The following is a 24,327-nucleotide window of genomic DNA, read 5'->3' on the forward strand; positions in this document are numbered from 1 at the left end:
GCCAAAGCATGGAATCGATTAGGTTTGATCACGACGAACGCCCACAAGAGGCGCGGCTGCCATCCATAGGAATATCAGGTGACGCAAGGCTTGCGTATAGGGTACATCGTCCCGCAATTCCCGGGACAGACGCACATCTTCTTCTGGCGCGAGATCCGCGCACTGGAAGCGATGGGACATGAGGTCCATGTATTCTCGACCCGCAAGCCGCCGCGCCGCCTGATTTCGCACGACTGGTCCGACAAGGCGATCGCGCGCACCACTTACCTGGGGCATTTAGATCCGCTGCTTGCCGCCACCGCACTGACCAAGTTGAGCACCAAGCGACTGCCGCTTTGGATGCTGCGCGAGGGCCCCGGATTCGCCCGGGACGCGCTGATGACGATGGCCGCCGCCGAAAGGCTGCGGCGCGAGGCGGCAGCGCGCGGGCTCGATCACATCCACGCCCATTCCTGCGGTCGCGTCGCGCTCATCACCTGTTTCGCGCATCTCATGGGCGGGCCGCGCTACTCGATGACATTGCACGGGCCATTGTCGGACTACGGCCCCGGTCAGCGGGTAAAATGGCGGCACGCCAGTTTCGCCACGATCATCACGCGCAAGATCCTCGCCGAAATCGAAGAGACCCTGGCCGGATCGCTCCCCGAACGGCGGATCATCCGCCCGATGGGCGTGGACACTGACAAACTGCAGCGCCGCACGCCCTACCAGCCGCCCGAACATGGCCGCCCGATCCGCATTTTCGCCTGTGGGCGTCTGAACCTGGTCAAGGGTCACCAGGACCTGATGGCCGCCACCCGTCAGCTTCTGGACCAGGGCGTCGACGTGCGTGTCGAAATCGCCGGAGAGGATGACGACGGTGGCACCGGCTACCGGATCGAACTGGAAGAGACGCTGAAGCGGCTGCGCCTTCAGGATCACGTCAAGCTTCTGGGCGCGATCGACGCGGGCGAGGTCAAGGACAAGCTGGAAGAGGCGCATCTGTTCGTGCTGGCGTCCTGGCACGAACCGCTGGGCGTCGCCTACATGGAAGCCATGTCGATGGGTGTCCCGACCATTGGCACCGATGCGGGCGGCGTGCGCGAACTGATCACGGACGGGTCCACCGGCTATCTTGTCGAACCGAAGAACCCCGGGATGCTGGCCCGCACGATCCGCAGCCTCGTCGGCGATCCGGACGCGCTGAAGCGCCTGTCAGAGGCCGGGCGCCAGCACATCGTCGAGAGTTTCCGCGCCTCGCTGGGGGCCGAGGTGCTGGTCGAAGAGATCGAGCGCCTGCGGAACCCGGACAGCGCCCAGGAGATGTAGCGCGGGATCCCCGCCGCCCCGCCCTGCTCGCTCCTCTCTGGCCTCAAGCCACTTGCACAGCCACTCTGGACCCTGTCGCCGTTCCTCAGCCGAATTGTCGGAACCTCGTCGGCACAAACACGGTCCGCCAAAGTCGAGGTGACGATCTCGGCGCAGGCAGACAACGTCAGGGGAGCAGGTCCGCCACGGAAATCGCGGCCTCGGGAGCTGCGTCAAAGACCACTTCCTCTATCCCTACCATGCGCAGCAGGCCGCTGTCGGCACGGGCATGGACGATGCCGTTTTCCAGTTTGAATTCATAGCGCTCACGCGCTCCGGGCAGGACCGCACGATCTTGCCCCGGTCCGCCGTTCAGCACGTCCGCGCCGCCGCCCGAGACCAGAACATCATCCCCCGGCCCGGCGGTCAGGTAGTCTTCTTGCGCGGTGCCCTCGATCCGGCCCTCTCCGCCCAGCACTCTAATGCCATTCAGAAAGGCAGCCTCGTCCCTGGCCTCCCAGCTGTTGGGGCCGGAAGCATTGTAGGCCATCAGCATGTCCCAGCGCGGGTTCTCGTCCTCGAGGTGGCGCAGCCCGCCCCAGCTGCCCCACATGGACGAGGGGGCGACATCCACGAAAGCGTTGAACAGAACGCCACCCGCATCCACCCATCCCGCCAACAGGATCTCGTACAGGCGGGCCATTTCCGGGCTATAGCTGAAGGTTTCGAAAAAGGCGGTCAGCCGTTCGTCGTTGACCCGCGCGCCGTGCCCGACGAGATGCGTGCCGCCCTCGTACATGATCAGGCGCAGGCCGTTCTTGCGGGCCACCCCGGCGTGATAGGGAAAGATCTCCTCGACCAATTGCCGCAGCGAGCCTTTCTCCAGCGCCTCGGCCACGGGGGCGATAGCGGCCTCGAACCTGCGGTCCTTGACAAATTCCCGCAGCGCAACCCGTTGCAGGCCCTCGGCCTCACCCGCGTCCCGGGCAAGTTCGGCGGCTTTATCCAGCCAGCCGTCCATGCGCTGCGCCATTTCCTCGCCACCCATCTCGTAGCCGAAATAGCCGGTCACCGCGTAGGCGTCAAAACTGTCGACCGGCATGTGCCCCAGTCGCAGAAAGGCCAGAGGCGCCTGCAGGATCTCCTTTTCCAGACCGGGCCAACCTGTGTGTGTCGCCACCACGCGCACAAGGCTGTCGGACTGATCGCCGTAGACATCCGACCAGATGTCCATCACCTGCGCCGCCCGCAGCCCGTAGAATTGCGCCCATCCCTGGTCCGTCGCGCCCCAGAGCGTCTCTGCCTGCCCGCGCGCCCAGGCCGCCTGCGGGAAACCCGGGTTCCAGACCTCGTTGGACAGTTCGACATAGGCCCTCAGCCGCGGGTCAAGGTCACGCTTCACCACCTCGGCAAAGCGGCGGACGTAATCGTCATCGGCCAGATGGGGCATGTTGAACCAGGGATCGGCCCCGATCACGTTGGCCAGCCGCACCATGACCTCGACTGGCACACCCCATTCCGACCAGCTGGCGGTGGTCATCGTCGGCCGCGTCTCCCAGCCGGTCACCGGAGAGCCGTTGGTGATCATCCAGTCCATGAAGCGCAACACACGCACGTCCTCGACCCGGGCCAGGAAATCCGGGTTGAACAGCGCCCCGGCACGGTACAACGCCTCGTGCTCTTCACGCAGGATGACGATATTGCGGATCGGGTCGGCGGGATCGATCTCGGTGATCGACAGCGCCACCAGGCCCTCGCCCGGTTCATAGCTGAAGGTCATGCGGCCCGGCTCGGTGCGGACACGCCGGGCCCGGCCGACCAGCTTGAACTTGGCCTTGCCGTCATAGGTCAGGACATAGTCGCCGCGCAGGGACCCGGCAGCCTTGGGCTGGTTCGTCAGGATCACCGTCTCGATGGCATCGACACCCTCGGGCACCCGCAGAGGCCAGTCGTCTTCGTCCAGATGGCCACCGGCGCGCAGCTCTTCGGTGCTTACGGCGCCCCATTGGTCGCCGATGTTGCCGACCCAGCCGCGCGAGGATTTCATCAGGTCCAGAAAGGGATGCTGCGTCGACCAGTCGGATATGCCGTTCAGGCCCAGCCCCAGCGCGGGGGCGCCCTGCGGCCTGACCCCGCGCGGCGGCAGCGAGATCGGCTGGCGCTCGGGCAGGTCCGGTGCGCGGGCCTCTTCGACCGGCGGGTCGGCGGGAGCGGGGGTCGCGGCCTCGCGCTGCGGCACCTGCTCCCAGATCGCCTCGGCCAGCTGGGCGTAATTGGCCACGACATCCGGGTGCAGCACCGCAGGGGGCGAAAACCCGTCCGGCGGCGGCGCGTCATAGACCCAGGCATAAGTGACCATCGCCGCCAGCATGTAAAGCGTCGGCGTCCCATGCGGAGCATTATCGGTATAAAGCGCCTCTGCCGGCAGCCCCTCCAGCAGGCCGCCCCGCTGAAAGAACCCGGCCAGGACAGAGGCCACCGGGATCACCTCGACCTGCGTGTCGGGGCGGGTGACGGACATCACGTTCAGCAGGTCGCGATACCACTGGTGGTATTCGCCCGCGTTGAAGGCATGGTAGCGGCGCAACTGCCGGTTCGACGGCGGAAAGCTGCGCGAGAAACTGGCCATGTCCGACCAGCCCTCGTAGACAAACAGCCGCGTGTCCGGGCTATTGACCTCGACCCAGTCAAAGATCCGCTGCAAGGCGCCCAGCGGGCTTTCGCGGTCCGGATTGTCGCCGTCGTAGGGCACGTCGGGCAACTGGTACTGGATGAAGTTCGCGGGCGTCACGATCACCGCGTCGTAGCGCCCGTCGCGGAACAGCCCCTGTTCCGGCGACCAGGCCCCCTGCAAACCCGGAAAGGACCAGTTCGCCGTCGGCGGCAGGCCGTCTGCAAAGTTCCGGAGGAACCCCCATTGCCCGTCCAATGCCAGCGACCGGCCATCGGACTTGGCCATCTGGTTCATCCAGTGGGGAACGTTGGTATGGTCCGACGTTTCGCTGAGGTGATGCACCAGCGAATTGCCAAAGACGTAGACGCGCGCCTCGTCCCGTTCCGCCACCGTGATGGTTGCACAAAGCGCCGGAATCAAAGCCAGCGCGAGCGCCCTCAGCCATTTGCGCATGTTGGTCTGCCTCATGTTTTCCTGCCTGCCGCGACTATGCCTCAAACCGCATCCGGGACAAAGCGTACGAAACGGGCCGGTCCCGGAAATCAGGTCAAATCATGGGTTTTCATTTGGAATTTGCTCCGTATAGTGGCCGCCATGACCGAGACCCGCCATAACGCCCGCCAGACCCGCCTTTCGGCGGTCTTTGCGCTTGGCAGCGGTCTACTGCTAACTCGCCTCTGAGCGTGGCCCCCTCGGCGCGCGTGCTCAGAGGAGATGTGTGACGCGCCGGGACCTGCACGCACACGAGTTGGGATCTTTCCGATGACAGACACATCAGGCCAGTACCGGGGCCGTCATCCCTCCGCCTTCGCGGAGCCCGCGCGCGTGCCGGCAGGTCAACCCCCCAAGACATTCCGGGACGCCCCGGCGTTCCGCCCGCATAGCTGAGGACAGACCATGAGCACCGACAAAGACCGCGTTGTCATCTTCGACACCACCCTCCGCGACGGCGAACAATCGCCCGGCGCCACCATGACCCATGCCGAAAAGCTCGAGATCGCAGAGCTGCTCGACGACATGGGCGTCGACATCATCGAGGCCGGGTTCCCGATCGCCTCCGAGGGCGATTTCCGCGCCGTTTCCGAAATCGCCGAACGTTCGAAACAGTCGGTGATCTGCGGGCTTGCACGCGCGCAACTGCCCGACATCGACCGCTGCTGGGAGGCGGTCAAGAAATCCGAGCGTCCGCGCATCCACACCTTCATCGGCACCTCGCCGCTGCACCGCGCCATTCCCAATCTCACGATGGACGAGATGGCCGAACGCATCCATGAAACCGTGACCCATGCGCGCAACCTCTGCGACAACGTCCAGTGGTCGCCGATGGACGCGACCCGGACGGAATGGGATTACCTCTGCCGCGTGGTCGAGATTGCCATCAAGGCCGGCGCCACCACGATCAACATCCCCGATACGGTGGGCTATACCGCGCCGGTCGAAAGCGCGGACCTGATCCGCAAGCTGATCGAGACCGTGCCCGGCGGGGACGAGGTGGTCTTTGCCACCCATTGCCACAACGACCTTGGCATGGCGACGGCAAACGCCCTTGCCGCCGTTGCCGGGGGCGCGCGTCAGATCGAATGTACCATCAACGGCCTTGGCGAACGCGCGGGCAACACCGCGCTCGAAGAGGTGGTCATGGCGCTCAAGGTGCGGGGCGATATCATGCCCTATCACACCGGGATCGACACCAAGAAGATCATGCATATCTCGCGCCGTGTCTCGACCGTCTCGGGCTTTCCGGTGCAGTTCAACAAGGCCATCGTCGGCAAGAATGCCTTTGCGCACGAAAGCGGCATCCACCAGGACGGGATGTTGAAGAACGCCGAGACCTTCGAGATCATGCGCCCCGAAGACGTGGGTATCGCGGGCACCTCCTTGCCGCTCGGCAAGCACTCGGGCCGCGCGGCGCTGCGGGCGAAACTCAATGATCTTGGGGTCGAGGTCGGGGACAACCAGCTCAAGGACATCTTCGTGCGGTTCAAGGATCTTGCCGACCGCAAGAAAGAGGTCTTTGACGACGACATCCTGGCCCTTGTCACCGCGACCACGGACGGCGATTCGAACCGTCTTGAGCTGGTGAACCTGCGCGTGGTCTGCGGCACTGGCGGACCGGCCGAGGCCCAGCTGGAGATGGAGGTCGACGGCGAGGACCAGAGCGCGACCTGTCATGGAGACGGCCCCGTGGATGCCTGTTTCAAGGCGGTGCGGGAACTGCATCCCAACAAGGCGCAGCTGCAGCTCTACCAGGTGCACGCCGTGACCGAGGGCACCGACGCGCAGGCCACCGTTTCCGTGCGACTCGAAGAGGACGGCATCATCGCCACCGGCCAGTCGGCGGATACCGATACGGTCGTCGCCTCGGTACGCGCCTATATCCAGGCCCTGAACCGGCTCATGGTGCGCCGGTCCAAGATGGGACCGGGCGCGGACACGCGTGAAATCTCCTACAAGGAAATGGGCTGACCACGCCCTTCTGCTCCGCCGGCGTTCTCGTTGGCGGAGCCCCTCGGAAAGCGCGATTTGACGGGGCCGAATGCGTGTGATCCCGGATCAGGTCTTTACAGCATTTTAACCATTTTGATGTTTTGTTAACCGAGTTTACCCGTTTTCTGGAGGCCCCGATGGCCCCGACGCCCCCAAAGCCCGACATTGACGACCTGAACCCCAAGGGTTTCTTCGCGGATATCGTTGGCGCCCTGTCCGGTACCCTGCAGGAAGTCGTGGGCATGGACGAGGCTTCGGCCTTCGTGGCGCGCGTCGGGGATGACATGGGCCGCAGCATCGCCGACCGCTACCGCGATGACGACGGTGCACTGCCTGCCGAACCGGCCGAAATCGGCCGCATCCTCTGTGATCTCAAGCAAAAGATCGGCGGGCATTTCGAACTGATCGAGGCGGGGCCCGACAAGCTGGTGTTCACCGCGTCCAGTTGCCCCTTTGGTCAGCGGGTCGAGGGCAGGCCCTCGCTTTGCATGATGACCACCAACGTCTTTGGCCGCATCGCCGCCGAGGCAAATGGCTATGCCTCGGTCGAGATCGACGAGGCCCTGTCGATAGGGCATTCCCGCTGTCACGTCACGGTTCACCTGGTCCGAAGCGAGGACGCGGACTTGTTCGAGTTTTTCGCATGAAGGGTCTTGTGCACGCAAACAACCGCGACCGGGATCAGGGCTGTTCCCTGTCCCGGAGCCTGACAAAGGAATGATAGTGACCGACGCCGTGCTGGATGCGGCCCTGGGGGCCATCGGCCAGGCGATCGAGCGCGCCCCGCGCGCGATGATGTTGCTGGACCATGAGTGGACCATCCTGCTGGCCAATCGCCAGGCGCGCGATCTGCCCGGGCTGACGGTGGGCCTGCACCTGACCAGCCTTGCCCGCGAAGGCGCCGAGACCATGACAAGTGGGTTGAGACAGGCGATTTCCATTTCGCGTGGCATTCCGCTTCGCCTGACCTTCACCGAGGAGCCGATGACCTTCCAGGCTTGGCGGATCGACCCGCTGCCCGGCTCGGAACACCCTCTGGTGATGCTGAAATCCGACCCGTCCAACCTCTTTGCCGCACGCCTCACCTCTCTCGAACGCAAGCAGGACAACACCCGCCGCCGGTTGAGCCAGACGGAAGAGGAGCGCGACAGGCTACGTCATACGGCGCGCCGACTGTCCAGCCTTGCCATGACTGACCCTCTGACCGGCCTGATGAACGCCCGCAGTTTCCGTGAAGAGGGGCAACGGCTGCTGGCCAAGCCGCAAGGCACCGTCGGGCTGATCTACATCGACCTGAACGGCTTCAAGCCGATCAACGACCAGTACGGCCATTGCGCCGGCGACGAGGTGCTTAGCCGGGTTGCCCGACGCCTGCGCGAAACCCTGGGCAACGACGGCAACGCTGCCCGCCTGGGGGGCGATGAGTTCGGAATTTGGCACCCGGACACCAGCCAGAGGACCATACTGACCTGTGTCAACGACCTGCGCGCCGCATTGTCCCGACCGATGACATTGGAACGACCGGGCGGAACGGATATCGTCCTGCCCGGAATCAATGCCGCCTTTGGCCGGGCCACGGCCCCGGATGACGGCACCGACGTGGACATGCTGCTGAAAAGGGCGGATGCGCGCATGTACGCAGACAAGACCCGCCGACGGGGGACTTGTCTGCACCTGTCCGGCTGAGCGGCGTCACTCACCCAGCGCGATGCCCTCGCGGCGCGGATCGGCGCCGCCCTGCAGACCGTCCGCCCCGATGGCGATGGCATGAAGGCCGGAATTCAGGTCACGCACATCGGTGTTGAACCCCATCTCTGCCAGGGCCGCCGCCATTTCGGCCATCGGCGTCCCCGCCTCCAGGTCGAAGGTGCCGAAGCGGTTGACGCCATGCGGCATGGCCACCGCCTGCTGCACGTCCATGCCCCAGTCCACATGCGCGATGATCGCCTGCGTGACATAGCCGATGATCCGCGACCCGCCGGGAGAGCCGATCACCAGCACCGGCTTGCCCTCTTCGCGCACGATGGTCGGTGACATCGACGACCGGGGCCGCTTGCCCGGCGCCACCGCGTTCGCGATCGGCACCCCGTCCTGGTGCGAGCGGAAGGAAAAATCCGTCAGTTCGTTGTTCAACAGGAACCCGTTGGTCATCAGGCGCGAGCCAAAGCCGTTCTCGATGGTCGTCGTCATCGACAGCGCATTTCCGTACTGGTCGACGATCGAGATATGCGAGGTCGAGGGGAACTCGATGCTCTCGTCATCGGCCCAGAGCTTCGCATGGTCCCACGCCGGCATCCCCGGCGCCACTTCCGGAAGGGCATCGTCGCCTTCCAACAGGCGCGCGCGTTCGCCTAGGTAAGCCGGATCGACCAGACCATCGGTCGGCATTGGGACAAAATCGCTGTCGGCCATGTACCGGCCACGATCCGCAAAGGCGAGCCGCGAGGCGTCGCCGATTTTGCGCCAGGTCTGCGGATCATCTGCCGCCCCGGGCTCGGAGGCATCCAGCATCCCAAGGATCTGCCCAACGGTCAGCGCGCCGGAAGAGGGCGGACCCATGCCGCAGACCTCAAGCCCCCGGAACGGCGCACAGACCGCCGGGCGCTCCTTGACCTCGTAGGCGGTGAGGTCGGCCAGGCTCATGACACCGGGATTGGGCTCGAACCCGCGCACCGTGTCGACGATGTCCTGCGCGATCTCACCCTGGTAGATCACCTGCGCGCCTTCGCTGGCCATCCGGCGCATGACATTGGCATACTCCGGGTTCTTCAGCACGGTCCCGGCCACGGGCGGCATCCCGTCCGGCAGAAAGTAGTTGGCCGAAGGTTCATACCGGGTCAGTGCGGGGACGTTGGCCAGCACCAACTGGCTGAGACGAGGAGAGACCTCAAACCCCTCGTCCGCCAGCCGCGTGGCTGCATCGAACAGGCCGGCCCAGTCGGATTTGCCCCATTTCTCATGCGCCGCCTGCATCAGCGCGGGGGTGCCCGGCACACCGACAGAGCGCCCCCCGATCACCGCGTCCCAGAACCCCATCGGCTCGCCGTCGTCGGTCTGGAACAGGGTCGGCGTGGCGGCGAAGGGCGCGGTTTCGCGCCCGTCCAGCGTGGTGATCTCGCCCGTTTCGCCATCGTGCCAGACCAGAAAGGCCCCACCGCCGATGCCTGAACTTTGCGGTTCGACCAGGCCCAACACGGTTTGCACGGCGATCATGGCATCCGCCGCCGTGCCACCGGCGCGGAGCACCTCGGCCCCGGCCTGCACCGCGTGCGGATTGGCCGCCGCCACCATCCACGTCTGTGCCTTGACCGGTTGACCGGCCGCCTTGGCCTCCAGCGCCGCGGCGACCTCGGGCGATAGCGCGGCAAAGCCACCGCCATCCACCGTGGCCGCCTCGGGGGCGATGGTATCCGTGCTTTGCTGTGCCAGCCCCGCGCCTGCCGCCAGCATCAACAGCGTGGCTATCTGCGCAATCCTCATCTTACACACTCCCTGGTTGCGTCTGCTGACTGACAGTCAATCAGCAGAAGCGAGTCGGGGATAGACCCGATGTGCGCGTAGGCGGTCCTGGTCCTTCTTGACGGACGTCGTTAGGGGCACGATCCCAGATATGCTCTGCGTCGTCCGGCTCCAGCGAGACCTTGCATTTCGCTGCCCCCTGCTTGGCGGTGATCTTCGGCCTCGGCCGGGTAGGCCCGCATCTTGCGCCCTGTCTCGGCAACGCCGATGCGGAATGCGCGAAAGATTGGGCCGGCGACCCGCTCACAGCATCGCGGGCACGACCTGGTCCGGCGGACGGTGGCCATCGTCGAAGGTCTTGATGTTGATGATGACCTTTTCGCCCATCTCGATCCGACCCTCTTCGGTGGCCGACCCCATGTGCGGCAGCATCATCACGTTGGGCATGTTGCGCAGTTCGGGGTTGCCCTGGATTCCGTGTTCGTAGACGTCCAGCCCCGCACCGGCCAGTTGCCCGGCCTTGAGCATCCGGGTCAGCGCGTTTTCGTCGATCACCTCCCCGCGCGAAGTGTTCACGATCACCGCACTGGGTTTCATCAACTGCAGGCGTCGCGCGTTCAGCAGGTGATAGGTGCTGGGGGTCGAGGGACAGTTGACGCTGATCATGTCCATGCGCGCGACCATCTGGTCGAGGCTTTCCCAATAGGTGGCCTCCAGCGACTCTTCGATCTCGGGGCGCAGGCGGTGGCGGTTATGGTAATGCACCTGCATCCCAAAGGCCGCCGCGCGGCGCGCGACCGCCTGCCCGATCCGGCCCATGCCGAGGATGCCCAGCCGGCGCCCGCCCAAGCGCTGGCCCAGCAGCGCTGTGGGCGCCCAGCCGGCCCATTCACCGCCCTGCATGACGGCCAGGCCTTCCTGGATGCGCCGGGTCACGCCCAGCATCAGCGCCATGACCATGTCGGCGGTGTCCTCGGTCACCACGCCCGGCGTGTTCGACACGAGGATCCCGCGCGAGCGCGCGGTTGAAACGTCGATATGATCGAATCCCGCACCGAAATTGGCGATCAGCTTTAGCCGTTCGCCCGCCTGGCCAATCAGCCCGGCGTCGATGCGGTCGGTCAGCGTGGGCACCAGAACATCGGCCTCCTGCACCGCGTCGATCAGCTCTCCACGGGTCATCGGCGTGTCATCGGCACGCAGTTTCGCGTCGAACAGCTCGGTGAGCCGCGTCTCGACCACTTCGGGCAAGCGTCGCGTCACGACAACACTCAGACGTTTTGATGGCATGCAGCCTCTCCCCAAACTTCCCCTGCGGGTCCCACGGGCGGTAGACTGCGACAGGAAAGGACGGGGCACAAGAACCCCGCCGGAAAAACTGAGCAGGACTTGAAAACCATGTTCAAACAAGCGATCGCCGCGGCGGTGGCGCTGCTGTTGCTGGCTGGTCCCGGACCGGCCGGGCAGGACCGTGGGCCGGTGACGAACCTGCCGCTGCCACGTTTCGTCTCGCTCAAGGCCTCGGAGGGCAACGTTCGCCGGGGGCCCTCGCTGACGCATCGGATCGACTGGGTCTACAAGCGACGCGGCATGCCACTGGAGATCACCGCCGAACACGGCCACTGGCGCCGGGTCCGCGACCGGGACGGGGCCGGCGGCTGGGTGCATTATTCACTGCTGTCCGGCGCGCGCACGGTGATCGTGGAAGAGGACATGCTGAGCCTGTATCGGCGGCCCGACCCGGACAGCGTGGTGGTGGCGCGGCTGGAACTGGGGGTGATCGCACGACTGGGCGATTGCGGACCGGCGTGGTGCCGCCTGACCGCTGACGGCTATCGCGGTTGGGTCGACAAGACCGCGCTCTGGGGTGTGGGACTGGACGAAATCCGCGAGTGACCGCGCAACGCCGGCCTGCACGCACGCGACTGGCACGAGGTCCCGGGCCAAGCCCGGGAATGGGACGCGCGGGCCGTCTCAGGCCGCCTCGTGCAACAGGATCGCCGCCTCGGACGCCGACAGGTTGCGCCGCGCATAGGCGCCATAGCCCAGCGGGTTCGCGGCCACGCCCGGCAGGGTCCGCAGCAATCGCTTGCGATCCTCGTCATCCAGAGAACTGAGCGTGGTGTTCGCCGGATGGAAGCTCTCTGTTTCGACCCCATCGGCAAACAGCACCTCGTGTCGGGGCAGAAGCAGGTGCACATAGGTCACTTCCTTGACGGTGCTGTCCTGCACCACGCCCTTGCCATCGACGAGGTCGCGCGCCGTCACCAGCACCTCGGGCGTGTTAAACAACGCCTGCGCGGGCGCACCGCGCACCACCATGCGGTGATCCGGTGACACGAGCACATCGCTGTTGGGCTGATCCAATCCCAGCGCGCCGGCGCGCAGCCGGATCGGGCGCAAGGCAGGCATGGCAAAAAGACGGGCACCCGTCATCCGGCGGCTGCCGATCCAGCAGATCGGCTGGGCGCCGCTGTCCTTGGTCTGCACCAGGTCGCCTTCGCGCAGAAGGCCGACCGGAACCGGCCCGCGCGGTGTCAGGATGCGTGTCCTGGGCGTGAAACAGATCACGCCACCCGGATCTGCCGGGGCGGCCAGCCTCTGCGCCGACCGGACATGATGCACCACCCACAGATCGACACCGGCGGGCGGCAGCTCATCGAGGCACATCAGCAAAGGCGGCACATGGGGCCCCACCGGGATCAGCGTCACGGGATAGCCCTTGCGACCATCGGTGACGACAAAAGTCGAGTCGTCGCCGGGCAGGTTTTGCCCCGACCCGCGCGGGTCATCCCCGCGGGGGGCGTCCTCTGCCAGGGCTGCACCCACCAGCCTGCGCACCATGCGCGCCGCGCGGGGTCTGATGTCTTCGCCTTGGTCCGCCCTCTTGCCCAGCGGAAGAACCGAGGCCGGACCGTCCACCCGGACCGGCTCTCCGGACCAGGACCAGGCGGCCCCGACCTGCAATGCCGGTTCGGGCGCGTCCTGCACCCCGTCGATTTCCGTTTGCGCCCAAGAGATGACGAACGTGCCACGATAGCCCGTTCCCATGCCTGCTCTGCCTCTTGTAATTTTTGAAAAGAGTAGGCGACGTACCGGGTTAGGCAAAGACATGCGCAACGTCAGCGCGGCCATGCCAAGCGCCTTGGCCCCGCGCCTGTGGTCAACAGGCAACAAGTCCCGGCCACAAGACAACCAAGACGTGCATGAAGCCGCCGCCCCAATAGGTGAGACGGCGATTCAGGATCAATCCGGTGGCTCAGCCGCCGTAACCGGCGCGCCCGATGCTCTCGTAGCCGGTGAAGCCGGCGGCCTCGGCGTCGGCGGGGGCATAGATGTTGCGCAGGTCGGCCAGTTTCGCTTGTGCCATGCTGCCGGCCAGGCGCGAGAGATCCAGCGCGCGGAACTCGTTCCACTCGGTCAGGATCACCAGGAGATCGGCGCCCTCGGCCGCGGCATAGGGATCATCCATCCAGGTCACCCCGGGCAGCAGGTGTTCGCCCTCCCGGCTGCCCTGCGGATCGACCACCCGGACCTTGGCTCCGCCCCCCACCAGCGCGGGCACGATGGTCAGCGAGGGCGCGTCGCGCATGTCGTCGGTGTTGGGCTTGAAGGTCACGCCCAGCACCGCCACCGTCTTGCCGTTGAAACCGCCGTCGCACAGGTCGACCAGCTTGTCGAGCATGCGCCGCTTGACGTCCTCGTTGACCTTGATGACCGTCTCGACGATCGAGATGGGCGCCGCGTGCTCTTGCCCGATGCGGGCCAGCGCCTTGGTATCCTTGGGAAAACAGCTGCCGCCATAGCCGGGACCGGCGTGCAGGAACTTGTTGCCGATGCGGCCGTCCATACCCATGCCCTTGGACACCGATTTCACGTCGGCCCCCACCTTTTCGCACAGCGCCGCGATCTCGTTGATGAAGGTGATCTTGGTCGCGAGAAAGGCGTTGGCCGCGTATTTGATCATCTCCGCCGACTCCAGGTCGGTGGTGACTATGGGGAAATCGCGCAGGTAGAGCGGGCGGTAGATCTCGGCCATCACGGCGGCGGCGCGGTCGGTTTCCACGCCCACCACCACCCGGTCGGGTTTCATGAAATCGTCGATCGCGGCGCCTTCGCGCAGGAACTCGGGGTTCGAGGCCACGTCGAAATCGAGCGACGGGTTGGCGGCGGCGACCGTCTCCTTGACCTTGCGGTTGGTGCCCACCGGCACGGTCGATTTGGTCACGACCACCACGTATTCCTTCGCCGCCTTCGCGATTTCCCCGGCCGCGGCCATGACGTAGCTCAGGTCGGCATGGCCATCGCCCCGGCGCGTCGGCGTGCCCACCGCGATGAAGACCGCGTCGGCCCCGTCGATGGCGCTGGCCAGGTCCAGCGTGAAGCTGAGCCGCCCGGCCTCGACGTTCTTGTGCATCAGCAGGTCGAGGCCCGGTTCGTAGATCGGCACCTCGCCGCGCTCCAGCATCTCGATCTTGCGCGGATCCTTGTCCACGCAGACAACTTCGTGACCGAAATCCGAAAAACAAACCCCGGAAACAAGACCGACGTAGCCCGTTCCGATCATCGCAATCTTCATTTTGGCATTCCCCAGCCTGGTATCCAATACAATCGTCATGCGGGCGAGTCCGGGGAAATGTCAACGCGGACCCCTCGCAGAGCGGCAATCTGTTGCGCGATTGGACAAGCTTTGGCAGAGCGGCTAATGCAGGCGACAGAATGTTACCCGAGCAGAGCCGCATGACAGACAGCCCCTCCGCGGTCGCCCGCACCGTCCTTGCCACCGAAAGCGCGGCCCTGGCGCGCCTGGGCGAAGAACTGCCAGAAAGTTTCGATGCCGTCGTGACGCGTCTCTTGCAGGTACAGGGACGGGTGATCGTCTCCGGCATGGGCAAGTCGGGGCACGTCGCCAACAAGATCGCCGCCACCTTCGCCTCGACCGGCACACCGGCGCAGGGCGTCCATCCCGGCGAAGCCAGCCACGGCGACCTGGGCATGATCACGCCGGCCGACGCGGTGATCCTGATTTCCAATTCCGGCGAGACCAGGGAACTGGCCGACATGATCGCCCATTGCGCGCGGTTCTCGGTGCCGCTGGTGGCCATGACCAAGCGGGCCGACAGCACCCTTGCCCGCGCCGCCGATCATGTGCTGCTGATGCCCGACGCGCCCGAGGCCTGCGCCATCGGCATGGCGCCCACCACGTCGACCACGATGGCGATGGCCCTGGGCGACGCACTGGCGGTGGCGATGATGCAGCACCGGGGCTTCGACCGGGCCAGCTTTGCCGCCTTTCATCCCGGCGGCACGTTGGGGGCGCAACTGCTGCGCGTCTCCGCCGTGATGCACCGGGGCGAGGAACTGCCCGTGGTCTCTGCCGATACCCCGATGTCCGAGACGCTGCTGGTCATGAGCCAGAAGGGGTTCGGCGTCGCCGCCCTGGTCGAAGACGGGCGCCTGGCCGGCATCATCACCGACGGCGATTTGCGCCGCAACATGGCGGGGCTGATGGAGCGCACCGCCGGAGAGGTCGCCACTCGCGGCCCGCTGGTCACCGCCCCCGATACGTTGCTGCTGGAGGCTTTGGGCATCATGAACACGACGAAACGCACTGTCCTGCTGGTCACAGAGGGCGAGACCCTCGTGGGTCTGCTGCACATCCACGACGCGCTGCGGGCAGGTGTGGCATGAGCGCGGTGATCTTCATCCCCGCCCGCTATGCCTCCAGCCGCTACCCCGGCAAGCCGCTGGTCGCCCTCAAGGGGGCGACCGGCGATTCCAAACCGCTGATCCAGCGCAGCTGGGAAGCGGCGTGCCAGGTCAAGGGCGCCGACGCGGTCTATATCCTGACCGACGACAACCGGATCGCCGAGGCAGCGCGCGGCTTTGGCGCAGATGTGCTGATGACCTCGGACAAGGCGCGCAACGGGACCGAACGCTGCGCCGAAGGAGTGGCACAGTTGGACCGGGTGCCCGATTGCGTCGTCAACCTGCAGGGCGACGCACCGCTGACCCCGCCCTGGTTCGTCGAGGCGCTGATCGGCGCGATGCAGTCGCCGGAGGTGAACATGGCGACGCCGGTGCTGAAATGCGACCACGAGACCTTGTCGAACTTCGTTTCGGACCGTCATGCCGGTCGTGTCGGAGGCACCACCACGGTGATGCGAGCAGATGGCACCGCGCTCTATTTTTCCAAGGAAGTGCTGCCCTATGTCGGCAACCTCGAAACGCCGCCGGAGGTCTGGCATCATGTGGGTGTCTACGCTTACCGGCCGTCGGCATTGACTGCCTACATGGGCTGGCCCGAAGGCCCGATCGAACGCGCCGAAGGCCTGGAACAGCTGCGCTTTCTCGAAAACGGCATGGACGTCACCTGCGTCCCGGTCGATGCGCGAGGCCGGGTGTTCTGGGAACTCAACAACCCCGTGGACGTGACCCGGATCGAGGGCGTCCTTGCAAAGGAAGGCATCGCATGACGGATGTGTCCATCGGCAGCTACACGGTGTCCAACGCCGCGCCCTTCACCCTGATCGCGGGCCCCTGCCAGATCGAGAGCCTGGATCACGCCCGGATGCTGGCAGAACGGATCGCGCATGCGGCAGAGGCGGCGGGCGTGAACTGGATCTTCAAGGCCAGCTACGACAAGGCCAACCGTTCGTCCCTGTCCGGCAAGCGCGGGATCGGCATGGAGGACGGGCTGCGCGTGCTGTCGACGATCCGCAAGGAGTTCGGCGTGCCCGTGCTCACCGACGTGCACGGGCCGGACCAATGCTCGGTGGTGGCCTCGGCGGTGGACGTGCTGCAGATCCCCGCCTTCCTGTCGCGCCAGACCGACCTGCTATTGGCCGCCGGCGAAACCGGCGCCGCGATCAACGTCAAGAAAGGCCAGTTCCTGGCTCCTTGGGACATGGCCAATGTTGCGGCCAAGATCGCCTCGACCGGGAACGAGAAAATCCTGCTCTGCGAACGCGGCGCCAGCTTCGGCTACAACATGCTGGTCTCGGACATGCGGTCGTTGCCGATCATGGCGGAAACCGGCTACCCGGTGGTCTTCGACGCCACCCATTCCGTGCAGTTGCCGGGTGGACAGGGCACCTCCTCGGGCGGGCAACGCCAGTTCGTCGAGCCCTTGGCCCGCGCCGCCGTCGCCGTAGGTTGTGCCGCGGTCTTCATCGAAACGCATGAAGACCCCGACAACGCCCCCAGCGACGGCCCGAACATGGTCCCGGTCGATGATCTCGAACGGCTGCTCAAGGGGCTGTTGGCGGTGGATGCATTGACCAAGGAAGCCTGACCGGCCCCGCATTGGCACCTGGTCCGTCACTGTTTCAAACACCTGTGACAGTCCGTCCGGAAGACCCGCTCAGGCGGACAGGGTCTCGCCCAATTTCGCAAGGTAGCTCTCCACCAGCGCGGCGGCGGTCTCGCGCGTGCCCGCCTCGGCATAGCAGCGGAATTCCGGCGCATTGCCCGAGGGGCGCAGGTGCACAACGTCGCCAGTGGCAAAGGTGACACGCAGGCCGTCGGTTTCGTCCAGTTCCGCGATGGCACCACTCTCCGCAAAGAAGCTGGTCCGGGCCCCGGCATCGCCGGAAAGTTCCGCGATAAAGGCCTTGGAGGTCGCGCTCTCGATCCCCTGGATACGGTCGGCAGCAGTAAAGCGCGGCGGCAGCGCGTCGAGCAACCGCGACAGCGGTTGCCCCTCGGCCCGGGCGGCGTTGAGGGGGGCAAGGACCGGCAGCAAGCAATCGCGGGTCATCAGCGGCGCCAGCCTGCCCGCAGGGGCGTCGGCCTCGAACCCCAGCAGAAAGCCGCCGTTGGCCTCGTAGCCGACCACGCGGGCCGCAGAGTCGGCCTGCAACACTTCCTCCATCGCGGCGATGACGAAGGGCGAGCCGATTTTCGTGCGGTGGATGGCGTCGAAGTCAAAGCCGCCCTCGGCCTCGATCATCGTGTTCGAGGAAACCGGCGTGCAGACCACCCGCGCGCCCAGCGCCCGCGCGGTTACAGCGCCCAGAACGTCTCCCGGCACCACCCTTTGCGCATCATCCACCAGCATCGGCCGGTCGGCATCACCGTCGGTCGAGATCAGGACATCCAGTTGATGATCCGCGAACCAGCCAGCGAAGAGTTGTCTGGTGTCCGGATCCAGCGCCTCGGTATCGACAGGGATGAACACGTCCGAGCGCGCGATGGGGAGCGCGGTGGCGCCCAACGCCTCGACCACTTCGACCATGATGTCGCGGGCGACAGAGCTGTGCTGGTAGACACCGACGCGCAGGCCCTGCAGCGCCTCTTGGCCAAAGGCGCGCGTGTAGCGGGCGACATAGGCTGCGCGGGCGTCGGCGGTGGCCTTGGCGCCGGGCGCGCCCGCAATGGACTGACCCAATGCACCGTTGATGCGGACCTCGTCCTCTTTCGAGATTTCACCGGTGGGGACGTAGAATTTCAACCCGTTGCGGTCGGCCGGGATATGGCTGCCGGTGACCATGACGGCCCCGGCCCCCGCCTGAAGCGACGACAAGGCCAGCGCCGGCGTCGGCACCACGCCGCAGTCGACCGCATCGACACCCGCGTCACGCACGGCGGCGATGACCCATTCCGCGATCTGAGGAGAGGAGGGGCGCAAATCACGGCCCACATGCACGGCGTTCCCATGCGGACAGGCAGAGAGAAAGGCAGTGACGTAGTCGCGCACCAGGTCCTCTGTCAGCTCCACCACCAGGCCGCGCAGGCCGCTTGTGCCGAATTTGGGGGCCATCTTTACCATCCTTGCCTTGTCAAATGCCGCTGCGCACTAGGGCGCGCGGCTGTTTTCCCGCCTCGCGGCGCGGATGGCAAGGGCGGGTTTCCCAGCAGCGGCAGCCAGCCTATCCTGCATTCATGAAACGCCTGTTTTTCCTGCTGGGCCTGATGTGCGCATCTTCGCTGGCCGCCTCGCCCTATGCCGAGCATCAGGCCCGCAGGCCCGAGCTGTTTGATCCGGAAACGGGCTATCGCATCGGTCGCCAGCGGGCGCCGACGCCCGATGACATTCCCGCGCCCGCAGTTCTGATCACGCCCGATCAGGCACGCAAGTTGCTGGCGCATGGTGCCGTGGCGCTGGATGTCTTTGCCGCCCAGCAATCGAGATTTGACGAGTTGGAGGGAACTTGGCTGGTGTCAGAGCAGCGGCTATCCCTGCCCGGGGCCGTCTGGCTGCCAGAGGTGGGTCGCGGGCGACTGTCGGAGATCATGCAGCGCTACCTGACGGACAACCTGGTGCGGATCACGGCGGGCGACAGGGATCGGGCCTTGGTCATCTACTGCGTGGCGGATTGCTGGATGAGCTGGAACGCGGCACAGCGGATCGCGGGTCTGGGGTATTCCCGTGTCTACTGGTTCCGGCTGGGAACCGATGGCTGGCTGGATATCGGAGAGACCTTGGCCCCGGTAGACCCGGTGCCGGTGGACGTGGATTGACGGCTGGGCGGGTCGGGTTTCCCGTTCCACGTCTCACGCTCAGTTGCCGCGCGGCAGTTCCTCGCGTTCGATCCGCGGAAACAGATGCGCGACAGACCGCTGGTATTCCTGCGGCTGGGCACCCATTCCGGCAAAGCGGTCCGGCAGGGGCATCTCCATCAGTTCCACCATGTCCTGGCCGGACCGCGCGCCGCCGCGCAGCGCGGAATCAAGCCAGGCAAGATAGTCCCGTGTCTGGGTGATGGACTCTCCGGTCGGGTCCGCCGGACCGTGGCCCGGAATGACCAGCGCCGGTCTCTCTGCCTGCAGGGCGTCCAGCGCCTGCTGCCAGCGCGGCAGGTCCGCGCTGGGGGTCGTGGGCGCGCGGTTGTAGAAAACGAGGTCCCCGGCCACCAGCGTGCCGGTGCGCCGGTCCATCAAGGCAAGGTCCGCCGTCGTGTGCCCGTCCAACGGCAAGGCGAGGAAATCGCGCCCGTCCAGCGTCAAGTCGCCGCCCGCGATCACGTCACTTGGCGGCACGACCTCCGTTCCACGCATCCAGTCGCCAAGCAGGCGATACATGTTGTCGGCAAAGGCCTCGCCTTCGTCCAGCGCCGCCTGCCGGGTGCCACCCAGCGCATGAATCGGCCTGTCGGCAAAGACCTGGTTGCCAAAGAAGTGGTCCGGGTGATGATGCGTGTTCACCACGGTGGAAATACCGCGAATATCCAGGCCGCGCGCCAGCGTGTTCAGCGCCTCACCGTAGCGGCGGGAGGACCCGGTGTCGAAAAGGATCAAACCGCTGTCGCCCTTCATCAGGGTGACATTGACGATAGCCCCGCCGTTCTCCATCGAGAAATAATCGGCCGCCCCTTCGATCATCCAGATACCGTCGGCCAGCGGCTTGGCCGCCAGGTCATAGGCGAGGCGTGGCTGCGCGAAGGAGCTGGGGGCCAGCGGCAGGCTAGACAGCAGGCCGAGGGTCGTCCGGCGGGTCAGCATCAGTTCAGCTCGCCCTCGGTCAGGACACCGCGGATGCGGTTGCCGTTGTTGTCGCGGCCCATGACCTTTACCGAGGCGGGCAATGCGCCCGCATCGAAATAGAAGGTAAAGGCAGGGTCCTCGTTCACAGGCTCATGCAGTTCCAGTCGCGCCAGCGGCGTGCCGTCCTCGTCCTGCAGGGACAGGTCCTCGATGATGAAGACGGGGATGCCATCGGCCAGCCCGGTGTCCATCGGGTGATCCACCACCAGCCGCGCGCGGCCCGAAGCCGACCACAGCCGCCCGCGCACCTCACCCAGCTTTTCCTCCCAGTCGTCGCTGGCATAGGCATGGGCGGGTGCGGTACAGCCGCCGCCCGCCGCGTCGATATAGGTCGACCCGATGTGCCAGCTGCCGGAATGCGTCTCGACGCTGGCACGAATGGCGGTCGCCTGGTCGATCTTGAACCGCAGAGCCAGCTTGGGCTCGGCCTGTTCAGGATAGTAGGTCAGGATATGGGGGATGGGGCCGTAATCGGCGCTGACGACGATACGTTTCACGTCGGAGATCGCGGTCGCATCCACCAGCAGCGGGACGTTCAGGCTGTCCTCGGCCGAGTCCGGCGCGCGCACCACGACCCGGTCGTCGAAACGGATGTCGGCGGGATCGCCCAGCAGCCCCTTCTGGTGGTAGTTCCACATGCCCGATCCCATCGGATCCTGCAGCACGGTCTGCGGATCGTCGAGAGCGGCGGCGGCGCTGCCTGCAACGGCGATCAGCGCGGCAAATGCGGTGCGGATGAACATGGCGGACCCTCCCTGTCGTACCATAGCGGCAAGGCTAGCATGGCGGGTGCGGGCGGATCACTTCGCCTATGGTCGTAGATGCATCACCATTGCGTCAGGCCCGCCTCATGGGACCAAGGTCGCATAGGGACGCGCCCGGGCCGGGCCTAGGGTCTCGTCCATGCGCGCGATCCTCTGCATCCTGGCCTGTTTCTGCCTGCTGACCGGCACCGCCCGGGCCGAGATGCTGAGCCGCGAGGCGCTGGCAGAACGGGTCATCCCCCCCTTTCTTCTGGGCGATCCGGTCAACGACAAGGGTGTCTGGACGCTGGAAAACGCGGGCGGACAGACCGCCGGCTACGTTTTCGAGACCGAACCGCTTGCCCCCCTGCCCGGCTTTTCCGGGGCCGCGATCAACGTCCTGGTGATGCTGGACCTCGAAGGCCGGTTCGTCGATGTCCAGCTGCTTGACCATAACGAGCCGATTTTCGTCTCTGGTCTGGGGCAGGCCGCCTTTGAACAGTTCTTTACCCAATACCGGGGGCATTCGATCTCTGCGCCTATGGTCGTCGGAACCCCCTATGGCGAAACCCAGGGCAGCAGCGCGCTGGTCTACCTGGACGGGGTGACAAAGGCGACGGCCAGCGTGCGGATCGCGCATGAATCCATCCTTGCCGCGACCTTGCAGGTGGCGCGGGATAAGATGCAGGGCGTGTCCAACGGCCCGCCCGCCTACCCCGATCCCACGGTGGATGAGGCCCTGACCTGGGACGACCTTGTGGAGCAGGGCCTGGCGACGCGTCACCGCGTGAGCAATGCCGAGGTGAACGCCGCCTTTGCCGGAACGCTCTGGGAAGATGACGATCCGGTGGCACAGGACGATCCCGACGGCGCCTACCTGGATCTCTGGATCGTGGATATCGGCCCGCCCTCGATCGCTCGGGCGGTGCTGGACGCGGACTCACTGGCCGAATTGCAGGCCTTCCTGACGATCTCGGACCATGCCGAACCGATCCTGTTGGTCGAGACCGGGCGGCATGGGCTGATCACGGAGGAGTTCGTGCGCAACACCGCGCCCGACCTTGTCAGCGCGGAGCAATTCGGCCTGCCGGTGGCCCTGCGCGACAGCGACCTGCTGTTTTCCCTGCGCGACGACTTGCCTGACGCCCTGCAAGAGGGCACGGCAATGATCCTGCGCACCGACCGGCGGCTGGGCTTTGACCCGACAGAACCCTGGACCCTGCATGTCGAGGCGGTACGCGAACACGGTTCCTTCATGCCACAGGTGGGAAGTGTGACGCTCTCCTCAACCCAGTCGACGGACGCCCGGTTCTTTGCCCGCGCCGAGGCGCCCCGCTCGCTGCCTCCCTGGCGGGCGGCGCTGCGCGAGCGGCAGGCGGACCTGATCGTCCTGGCGCTAGGGCTGGCGGTGCTTTTGCCGGTGCTGTTCTGGCGGCAGTCCGCGCTGGCCGGGCTGACCGTGTTCACGCCGGTTCGGCTGGGCATCCTTGCGGTCATGACCGGCTTTGTTGGCTGGTGGGGACATGGACAGCTGTCCATCGTGACGGTGATCGGCGTGATCCGAACCGCCTGGGAGGGCGGAAGTTACGCCTTTCTCCTCTACGATCCGTTTTCGCTGCTTGTCTGGGCGGCGGCGATCATCGGGTTTGTCCTCTGGGGGCGGGCGCTGTTTTGTGGCTGGCTGTGCCCGTTTGGGGCCATGCAGGAGTTTGCCCATCACCTTGGCCGATTGCTGCGCCTGCCCGAGGTGACGGTGCCCGCACGCTGGGACAGCCGGCTGAAACGGGTGAAATACCTTGTACTGGCCGGGCTGGTGGCGCTGGTTTTCGTGGCCCCCGGTGCGCTGGACACGGCGGCAGAGGTGGAGCCATTCAAGACCGCCGTGACCACCTATTTCATCCGCGAATGGTACTATGTGGCCTATGCAGTGGGCTTGCTGGTGCTGTCTGCGCTCATCTTCAAGGGGTTCTGCCGCTATCTCTGTCCGCTGGGCGCACTGATGGCACTGGGCGGTTTGCTGCGGGGGCGCGACTGGATCGCGCGGCGGGCGGAATGCGGCAGCCCCTGTCAGCTTTGTTCCGTCCGGTGCAAGTACCAGGCGATCCCCAGATCGGGCCAGATCGACTATACCGAGTGCTTTGGTTGCCTCGATTGCGTGAAGATCCATGACGATGCCGCGCAATGCGTGCCATTGGTGCTGAAGGCGCGCGAAAGGAAGAGAGCGGCATGATATCCCGACGGCGTTTCCTGAGCATCAGCGCGGCGATGACGCTTGCCCCCCGGAGGCTGGCCGCCGAAGAACGGCGCTGGACCGGGCAGGCGCTGGGCGCCGAGGTGTCGATCACTCTGGACGGCCCGGCCGGGCGGACCGAAGCCGCATTGACCGCCTGCACCACCCTGCTGCAAGAGATCGAGGCGGAATTCAGCCTGTACGATCCCGCGTCGGCCCTGTCGCGGCTGAATCGAGAGGGTGTTCTGGTCCGGCCCTCGCCGAACATGCATTTTCTCATGGGGCTGGTGGGCGAGCTGCACCGGATGACGCGGGGCCGGTTCGACCCGACGGTGCAGCCGCTCTGGCAGGCGCTGGCCCGTGGCGGCGACGTCACGGCGGCACGGCGGGCCATCGGCTGGCAGCGCGTCCGCGCCTCTACCGACCGGATCGCACTGGCGCCGAGTCAGGCCCTGACCCTGAACGGCATCGCACAGGGCTTTGCCACCGACCTGGTGACCGGGGTGCTGGAGGAACACCGCTTTGGAAACGCGCTGGTGCAGATCGGTGAGATGCGCGGGCTGGGCGGTCCGTGGACGGTCGGGATCCTGGATCCCGACGCGGGCCTTGTCACGACGCGGGATCTGACGAACCGGGCCATTGCGACCTCCAGCCCCTCGGCCCTGATGCTGGGCGACATGGGCCATATCCTTGACCCGCTGGAAGAGGCCGCACCGCGCTGGTCGACGGTGAGCGTCGAGGCAGGCTCTGCCGCGTTGGCCGATGGTTTGTCCACGGCGCTGGTCTTTGCCGACCCAGCAGAGGTGCAGCGGGTCAAGGCAGAGGCGCCCGGGGAGATCCGGGTGCTGCTGGTCGATGCCGAGGGCAACCTGCGGACGGTGTAGCGGGGGCGCTGCCCCCGTCTCCCTTCGGTCGGCTCCCCCGGAGGTTTTTTTTGGCCCAAAGAAACACCTGGCATCAAA

General features: G+C 65.9%; 19 protein-coding genes. 11 read left to right on the forward strand and 8 right to left on the reverse strand.

Annotated features, from left to right (window positions below; genetic code table 11):
- The first annotated feature begins 90 nt into the window (after nt 1-90).
- Entirely contained in the window at nt 91-1,308 is a 1,218-nt protein-coding gene (gene epsE, locus ACQY5B_RS22775; protein WP_420327210.1) for an exopolysaccharide biosynthesis GT4 family glycosyltransferase EpsE, read from the forward strand.
- 166 nt (nt 1,309-1,474) lie between these two features.
- Here epsE and ACQY5B_RS22780 read toward each other — a convergent pair whose 3' ends face one another.
- Nucleotides 1,475-4,429, reverse strand: coding sequence for a calcium-binding protein (locus tag ACQY5B_RS22780; RefSeq protein ID WP_420327209.1), 2,955 nt, complete (start codon nt 4,427-4,429; stop codon nt 1,475-1,477).
- A gap of 429 nt (nt 4,430-4,858) precedes the next feature.
- Between ACQY5B_RS22780 and ACQY5B_RS22785 the strand changes: the two genes are divergently transcribed.
- The 3 genes from ACQY5B_RS22785 to ACQY5B_RS22795 all read left to right on the forward strand — a co-directional run bounded on the left by ACQY5B_RS22785 (nt 4,859) and on the right by ACQY5B_RS22795 (nt 8,134).
- A complete protein-coding gene (locus ACQY5B_RS22785) occupies nt 4,859-6,427 on the forward strand; it encodes a 2-isopropylmalate synthase (RefSeq protein WP_305970127.1) in 1,569 nt (522 codons plus the stop codon).
- A 158-nt stretch (nt 6,428-6,585) separates the two neighbouring features.
- Nucleotides 6,586-7,095, forward strand: coding sequence for a methanogen output domain 1-containing protein (locus tag ACQY5B_RS22790; RefSeq protein WP_420327207.1), 510 nt, complete (start codon nt 6,586-6,588; stop codon nt 7,093-7,095).
- A gap of 70 nt (nt 7,096-7,165) precedes the next feature.
- Nucleotides 7,166-8,134: a GGDEF domain-containing protein gene (locus ACQY5B_RS22795; protein WP_420327206.1), complete on the forward strand. Its 969-nt coding sequence runs from the start codon at nt 7,166-7,168 to the stop codon at nt 8,132-8,134.
- Nucleotides 8,135-8,140: 6 nt separating this feature from the next.
- On the opposite strand, the gene ggt is transcribed toward ACQY5B_RS22795, so the two are convergent.
- Both ggt and ACQY5B_RS22805 read right to left on the reverse strand, forming a co-directional pair.
- Nucleotides 8,141-9,928, reverse strand: a complete 1,788-nt coding sequence (gene ggt / locus ACQY5B_RS22800; RefSeq protein ID WP_420327205.1) for a gamma-glutamyltransferase — start codon at nt 9,926-9,928, stop codon at nt 8,141-8,143.
- A 282-nt stretch (nt 9,929-10,210) separates the two neighbouring features.
- A complete protein-coding gene (locus tag ACQY5B_RS22805; RefSeq protein ID WP_305970123.1) occupies nt 10,211-11,197 on the reverse strand; it encodes a 2-hydroxyacid dehydrogenase in 987 nt (328 codons plus the stop codon).
- A 108-nt stretch (nt 11,198-11,305) separates the two neighbouring features.
- On the opposite strand from ACQY5B_RS22805, the gene ACQY5B_RS22810 reads away from it, so the two are divergent.
- A complete protein-coding gene (locus ACQY5B_RS22810; protein ID WP_420327204.1) occupies nt 11,306-11,803 on the forward strand; it encodes an SH3 domain-containing protein in 498 nt (165 codons plus the stop codon).
- Nucleotides 11,804-11,881: 78 nt separating this feature from the next.
- Here ACQY5B_RS22810 and ACQY5B_RS22815 read toward each other — a convergent pair whose 3' ends face one another.
- Both ACQY5B_RS22815 and ACQY5B_RS22820 read right to left on the reverse strand, forming a co-directional pair.
- Nucleotides 11,882-12,958: a Hint domain-containing protein gene (locus tag ACQY5B_RS22815; protein ID WP_420327203.1), complete on the reverse strand. Its 1,077-nt coding sequence runs from the start codon at nt 12,956-12,958 to the stop codon at nt 11,882-11,884.
- Nucleotides 12,959-13,166: 208 nt separating this feature from the next.
- A complete protein-coding gene (locus tag ACQY5B_RS22820) occupies nt 13,167-14,486 on the reverse strand; it encodes a UDP-glucose dehydrogenase family protein (RefSeq protein WP_420327202.1) in 1,320 nt (439 codons plus the stop codon).
- Nucleotides 14,487-14,647: 161 nt separating this feature from the next.
- On the opposite strand from ACQY5B_RS22820, the gene ACQY5B_RS22825 reads away from it, so the two are divergent.
- Genes ACQY5B_RS22825 through kdsA form a run of 3 tightly spaced genes read left to right on the forward strand, consistent with a single transcriptional unit; the run spans nt 14,648 to nt 17,201 of the window.
- On the forward strand, nt 14,648-15,598 hold the full coding sequence (locus ACQY5B_RS22825; RefSeq protein WP_420327201.1) for a KpsF/GutQ family sugar-phosphate isomerase: 951 nt from the start codon (nt 14,648-14,650) through the stop codon (nt 15,596-15,598).
- On the forward strand, nt 15,595-16,383 hold the full coding sequence (locus ACQY5B_RS22830) for a 3-deoxy-manno-octulosonate cytidylyltransferase (protein ID WP_420327200.1): 789 nt from the start codon (nt 15,595-15,597) through the stop codon (nt 16,381-16,383). The genes ACQY5B_RS22825 and ACQY5B_RS22830 overlap by 4 nt, the downstream gene beginning before the upstream one ends.
- Nucleotides 16,380-17,201 (forward strand): 3-deoxy-8-phosphooctulonate synthase, encoded by an 822-nt coding sequence (gene kdsA / locus ACQY5B_RS22835; protein ID WP_420327199.1) that lies wholly within the window; start codon nt 16,380-16,382, stop codon nt 17,199-17,201. Before ACQY5B_RS22830 ends, kdsA begins: the two co-directional genes overlap by 4 nt.
- Nucleotides 17,202-17,270: 69 nt before the next feature.
- Here the strand turns inward: kdsA and ACQY5B_RS22840 are convergent, their stop codons facing one another.
- Nucleotides 17,271-18,668 (reverse strand): phosphomannomutase, encoded by a 1,398-nt coding sequence (locus ACQY5B_RS22840; protein ID WP_420327198.1) that lies wholly within the window; start codon nt 18,666-18,668, stop codon nt 17,271-17,273.
- A gap of 122 nt (nt 18,669-18,790) precedes the next feature.
- On the opposite strand from ACQY5B_RS22840, the gene ACQY5B_RS22845 reads away from it, so the two are divergent.
- A complete protein-coding gene (locus ACQY5B_RS22845) occupies nt 18,791-19,369 on the forward strand; it encodes a rhodanese-like domain-containing protein (RefSeq protein ID WP_420327197.1) in 579 nt (192 codons plus the stop codon).
- A gap of 39 nt (nt 19,370-19,408) precedes the next feature.
- Here the strand turns inward: ACQY5B_RS22845 and ACQY5B_RS22850 are convergent, their stop codons facing one another.
- Both ACQY5B_RS22850 and ACQY5B_RS22855 read right to left on the reverse strand, forming a co-directional pair.
- On the reverse strand, nt 19,409-20,350 hold the full coding sequence (locus ACQY5B_RS22850; protein ID WP_420327195.1) for a quinoprotein relay system zinc metallohydrolase 1: 942 nt from the start codon (nt 20,348-20,350) through the stop codon (nt 19,409-19,411).
- Entirely contained in the window at nt 20,350-21,135 is a 786-nt protein-coding gene (locus ACQY5B_RS22855; protein ID WP_420327194.1) for a quinoprotein dehydrogenase-associated SoxYZ-like carrier, read from the reverse strand. Before ACQY5B_RS22855 ends, ACQY5B_RS22850 begins: the two co-directional genes overlap by 1 nt.
- Before the next feature lie 160 nt (nt 21,136-21,295).
- Here ACQY5B_RS22855 and ACQY5B_RS22860 point away from each other — a divergent pair, with 160 nt between their 5' ends.
- Together ACQY5B_RS22860 and ACQY5B_RS22865 are read left to right on the forward strand one after the other, a co-directional pair.
- Nucleotides 21,296-23,365: a 4Fe-4S binding protein gene (locus ACQY5B_RS22860; RefSeq protein WP_420327193.1), complete on the forward strand. Its 2,070-nt coding sequence runs from the start codon at nt 21,296-21,298 to the stop codon at nt 23,363-23,365.
- Nucleotides 23,362-24,249 carry an FAD:protein FMN transferase gene (locus tag ACQY5B_RS22865; RefSeq protein WP_420327192.1) on the forward strand — a complete coding sequence of 296 codons (888 nt, stop codon included), beginning with the start codon at nt 23,362-23,364 and terminating at the stop codon, nt 24,247-24,249. The genes ACQY5B_RS22860 and ACQY5B_RS22865 overlap by 4 nt, the downstream gene beginning before the upstream one ends.
- The last annotated feature ends 78 nt before the right edge of the window (nt 24,250-24,327 follow it).

The sequence above is a fragment of the Antarctobacter sp. genome (assembly GCF_965277915.1).
GTDB lineage: Bacteria > Pseudomonadota > Alphaproteobacteria > Rhodobacterales > Rhodobacteraceae > Antarctobacter.

What these genes read in the sequence shown, in the direction of transcription:
- ACQY5B_RS22780 (WP_420327209.1), bottom strand. Translation starts at nt 4,429, where the DNA reads ATGAGGCAGACCAACATGCGCAAATGGCTGAGGGCGCTCGCGCTGGCT.
- ACQY5B_RS22790 (WP_420327207.1), top strand. Translation starts at nt 6,586, where the DNA reads ATGGCCCCGACGCCCCCAAAGCCCGACATTGACGACCTGAACCCCAAG.
- ACQY5B_RS22855 (WP_420327194.1), bottom strand. Translation starts at nt 21,135, where the DNA reads ATGTTCATCCGCACCGCATTTGCCGCGCTGATCGCCGTTGCAGGCAGC.
- ACQY5B_RS22850 (WP_420327195.1), bottom strand. Translation starts at nt 20,350, where the DNA reads ATGCTGACCCGCCGGACGACCCTCGGCCTGCTGTCTAGCCTGCCGCTG.
- ACQY5B_RS22805 (WP_305970123.1), bottom strand. Translation starts at nt 11,197, where the DNA reads ATGCCATCAAAACGTCTGAGTGTTGTCGTGACGCGACGCTTGCCCGAA.
- ACQY5B_RS22845 (WP_420327197.1), top strand. Translation starts at nt 18,791, where the DNA reads ATGAAACGCCTGTTTTTCCTGCTGGGCCTGATGTGCGCATCTTCGCTG.
- ACQY5B_RS22810 (WP_420327204.1), top strand. Translation starts at nt 11,306, where the DNA reads ATGTTCAAACAAGCGATCGCCGCGGCGGTGGCGCTGCTGTTGCTGGCT.
- ACQY5B_RS22785 (WP_305970127.1), top strand. Translation starts at nt 4,859, where the DNA reads ATGAGCACCGACAAAGACCGCGTTGTCATCTTCGACACCACCCTCCGC.
- ACQY5B_RS22830 (WP_420327200.1), top strand. Translation starts at nt 15,595, where the DNA reads ATGAGCGCGGTGATCTTCATCCCCGCCCGCTATGCCTCCAGCCGCTAC.
- ACQY5B_RS22840 (WP_420327198.1), bottom strand. Translation starts at nt 18,668, where the DNA reads ATGGCCCCCAAATTCGGCACAAGCGGCCTGCGCGGCCTGGTGGTGGAG.
- ACQY5B_RS22820 (WP_420327202.1), bottom strand. Translation starts at nt 14,486, where the DNA reads ATGAAGATTGCGATGATCGGAACGGGCTACGTCGGTCTTGTTTCCGGG.
- ggt (WP_420327205.1), bottom strand. Translation starts at nt 9,928, where the DNA reads ATGAGGATTGCGCAGATAGCCACGCTGTTGATGCTGGCGGCAGGCGCG.
- kdsA (WP_420327199.1), top strand. Translation starts at nt 16,380, where the DNA reads ATGACGGATGTGTCCATCGGCAGCTACACGGTGTCCAACGCCGCGCCC.
- ACQY5B_RS22825 (WP_420327201.1), top strand. Translation starts at nt 14,648, where the DNA reads ATGACAGACAGCCCCTCCGCGGTCGCCCGCACCGTCCTTGCCACCGAA.
- ACQY5B_RS22815 (WP_420327203.1), bottom strand. Translation starts at nt 12,958, where the DNA reads ATGGGAACGGGCTATCGTGGCACGTTCGTCATCTCTTGGGCGCAAACG.
- ACQY5B_RS22865 (WP_420327192.1), top strand. Translation starts at nt 23,362, where the DNA reads ATGATATCCCGACGGCGTTTCCTGAGCATCAGCGCGGCGATGACGCTT.
- ACQY5B_RS22795 (WP_420327206.1), top strand. Translation starts at nt 7,166, where the DNA reads ATGATAGTGACCGACGCCGTGCTGGATGCGGCCCTGGGGGCCATCGGC.
- ACQY5B_RS22860 (WP_420327193.1), top strand. Translation starts at nt 21,296, where the DNA reads ATGCGCGCGATCCTCTGCATCCTGGCCTGTTTCTGCCTGCTGACCGGC.